The organism is Intestinibacter sp. (genome assembly GCF_051866655.1).
Taxonomy (GTDB): domain Bacteria; phylum Bacillota; class Clostridia; order Peptostreptococcales; family Peptostreptococcaceae; genus Intestinibacter.
In genome coordinates this window covers 1-3,281 of record NZ_JBJDXL010000362.1, presented here as the reverse complement: position 1 = coordinate 3,281, position 3,281 = coordinate 1, and the positions used below count along the sequence as shown (strand labels likewise).

The 3,281-nt window shown below is 30.8% G+C and carries 2 protein-coding genes; both read right to left on the bottom strand.

The features are described from left to right. Nucleotides 1–115: 115 nt before the first annotated feature. Nucleotides 116–658: an anaerobic ribonucleoside-triphosphate reductase activating protein gene (nrdG, locus tag ACI3VO_RS10790; protein WP_439757922.1), complete on the bottom strand. Its 543-nt coding sequence runs from the start codon at nucleotides 656–658 to the stop codon at nucleotides 116–118. A 14-nt stretch (nucleotides 659–672) separates the two neighbouring features. Continuing rightward, nucleotides 673–3,036, bottom strand: coding sequence for an anaerobic ribonucleoside triphosphate reductase (locus ACI3VO_RS10785; protein ID WP_439757921.1), 2,364 nt, complete (start codon nucleotides 3,034–3,036; stop codon nucleotides 673–675). Between the last annotated feature and the right edge of the window lie 245 nt (nucleotides 3,037–3,281).

Genomic DNA, 3,281 nt, shown 5'->3' with positions numbered 1-3,281 from the left:
TCAATATTTACACATTATTTTATTTTAACATATAATTTAACTTATCATACAAAAATATTCATAAAAAAAGACCCTCTAGCCAATTAATTTCTAGAAAGTCTTTTAATTTCAAATACTATTTAGCAGTATAAAAATCATGTGTTTCCATGTATTCAAATTTTAACACAGCTGTTTTATACTTCAAACTCTTCTTAACATCTATTATTCTTTGATTAGATGAGCCTCTAAAAAGTAAACTTATATCTCTTTTGTCTATCTCAAATCTACCATCTACAAGTACATCTACATATTTCAATAGTTCCATATTTTCAAAATACAATGGATTATTCTTATCTATAAGCTGTTCAAATGTAAATCCTGTATAACTCCAAACATCTAAGTTTATTTTATGCGCCTCTTTTGCTATTTCAGCCAATGGTGCTGGTTGTAAGAAAGGCTCTCCTCCTGAAAGTGTTATACCCTGTTGTAGCCTTAAAGACGCCATTTGATCGATTATTTCTTTTGTATCAACTTCATATCCTCCGTTTAAGCTATGTGTTTGAGGATTATGACATCCTTTACAATTATGTTTACAACCTTGTGTCCAAACGACCATTCTAAGCCCAGGTCCATCAACAATACTGTCACATATTACAGGAGATGCTATTCTCAACTTCATATTTATCCCCCCTCTTAAATTTCAGTATGTTTTACTCTATCTCTGACTTCTGCTTTTTTAGCGTCGTTAAATCTGTCGACTGTACCTACTAAATAACCTGTTATTCTTCTGATTCTTTCAAATTTTATATCACTTTCTTCTTCATTACGTCCGCACACTGGACAAACAGTACCAGGTATAACTCCTGAGAATCCACAAACAGGGTCTCTATCTACTGGATGATTGACACTTCCATATCCTATACCCATTTCCTTCATACTTCTTATAATAGTTTCAAAGGCTTGTAGGTTATTTGATGTGTCTCCGTCTAATTCAACATAAGTTATATGACCACCATTAGTCAATTCATGATATGGAGCCTCAATAGCTATCTTGTTAAAAGCTGATATATTATAATATACAGGTACATGGAAGGAATTAGTATAATATTCTTTATCTGTTATTCCTTTTATTTCGCCATATATTCTTTTATCTATTTCTGTAAATCTTCCTGAAAGTCCTTCTGCTGGAGTAGCTATCAGTGAGAAATTTAATTTATATTTTTCTGTAGCCTCATCCATTCTCTTTCTCATATGTGAAATTATTTTTAATCCTAATTCTTGAGATTGTTCGCTTTCTCCATGGTGCTTACCAGTCAATGCAATTAGACATTCTGCTAATCCTATAAATCCAACTGTCAATGTTCCTTGTTTGATTACATCTTGTAATGTATCTTCAAAAGAAAGGTCATCAGATCCTCTCCATATTCCTTGACCCATCAAGAATGGGAAATTTTTAACCTTTTTATTCCCTTGAATTTGCATTCTTTCAAGTAATTGATCTATGACTAAATCTATTTTTTCATCTAAATCAGCAAAAAATTGATCTAAATTCGCTTCTTTATTTCCATTTACTATACCGTGTTTAATACCTAATCTAGGTAAGTTAATTGTAGTAAAAGATAAATTTCCTCTACCACTTACTACTTCTTCTCCACACACATTTCCTAAAACTCTTGTTCTACAACCCATATATGTTGCTTCTGTTTCTGGTTCACCAGGTTTATATGTTTTTAAATTAAATGGTGCATCTAAGAAACTGAAGTTAGGGAATAATCTCTTAGCAGAAACTCTGCATGATAATTTAAATAAATCGTAGTTAGGATCCTCTGGATTTAAGTTAACACCTTCTTTAACCTTGAATATTAAAATAGGGAATATAGCTGTTTCTCCATTACCTAATCCTTTTTCTAGAGATAATAATAAGTTTCTACTTACCATTCTACCTTCAATAGAAGTATCCGTACCGAAGTTTATACTAGAAAATGGTACCTGTGCTCCTGCTCTTGAATGCATTGTATTTAAATTATGAATAAATCCTTCCATAGATTGATATGTTTGTCTGTCAGTTTCTTTATACGCCTCTTCATATGCAAAGTTTTGTATTGAAATAGCTAAATCTTCCTCTATGTCAAATGTTTCTATTAATTTTTCCTTTTCAATATACAAATAATCTGAGTTCTTTTCTAGACCTACTTTTTTATTAGATCTCTTTTCAGTATCGTTAACTATATCTTCCACTGTTCTCTTATCATCAATATTTTTTAATAATTTCAATCCTTTATGCAAATTAGATATATATAATTTTTTAAAAGTCTTATATACACCTTTAGCTAGGTTATAATCAAAAAATGGAATACTTTGCCCGCCATGTTGGTCATTTTGATCGCTTTGAATAGCAATTGCAGCCAAAGCGCCATAACTCATAATACTATTTGGTTCTCTTAAAAATCCATGACCTGTTGAAAATCCACCGTCAAATAATTTATCTAAATTTATCTGACAGCAAGTCAATGTACCCATATTTAGAAAGTCCATATCATGTATGTGTATATCACCGTTATCATGTGCTTGAGCATGTTCTGGTTTTATAACAAAAGTTTTACAGAACTCCTTAGATACAGTGCTTCCATATTGTAGCATAGTACCCATAGCAGTATTCCCATCTATATTTGCATTTTCCCTTTTTATATTTGCATCGCTAGCATCTTCAAAAGTTATTTTATTTATAGCCTTCATCAATCTAGTTTTAGAATTTCTTATTCTGCTTCTTTCGTTTCTATAAAGAATAAATGCTTCACTAGTTTTTACATGACCTGCTTTTATAAGAACCTTTACAACTGTGTCTTGTATATTTTCTACGTTAGGAATTTCATCATTGTCGTATTTTTCATTTAATAACTCTACTACCTTATCAGCGAGCTCTTCTGCCATTTGATAACTTGGTTCTGTATTTTCCTTTTTTGCCACTTCACTTGCCGCTGAAAATATAGCTTTTGTTATACAATCTTTATCAAAACTAACCTTTCTACCGTCTCTTTTTTTTATATATTCTATCAACTTCAAATCCCCCTCGACCACAATATATTGTGGTTTGTTTTTACTCCCCATACTATATATAGTATGTATAATTAAAAAAATTCCCCTTAAAAACTAAAGGGGTGATAATTTCATCAACTTATTTCTAGGGTACCAAATTTATAAATTTTAGTCAAATTTTACCAATACACCTCTAAGCATTGGAATTACTATATGGTTTTTTTGAAGCCTTGTATTTGTAACGGTTATAAATTTTTATAAAATCT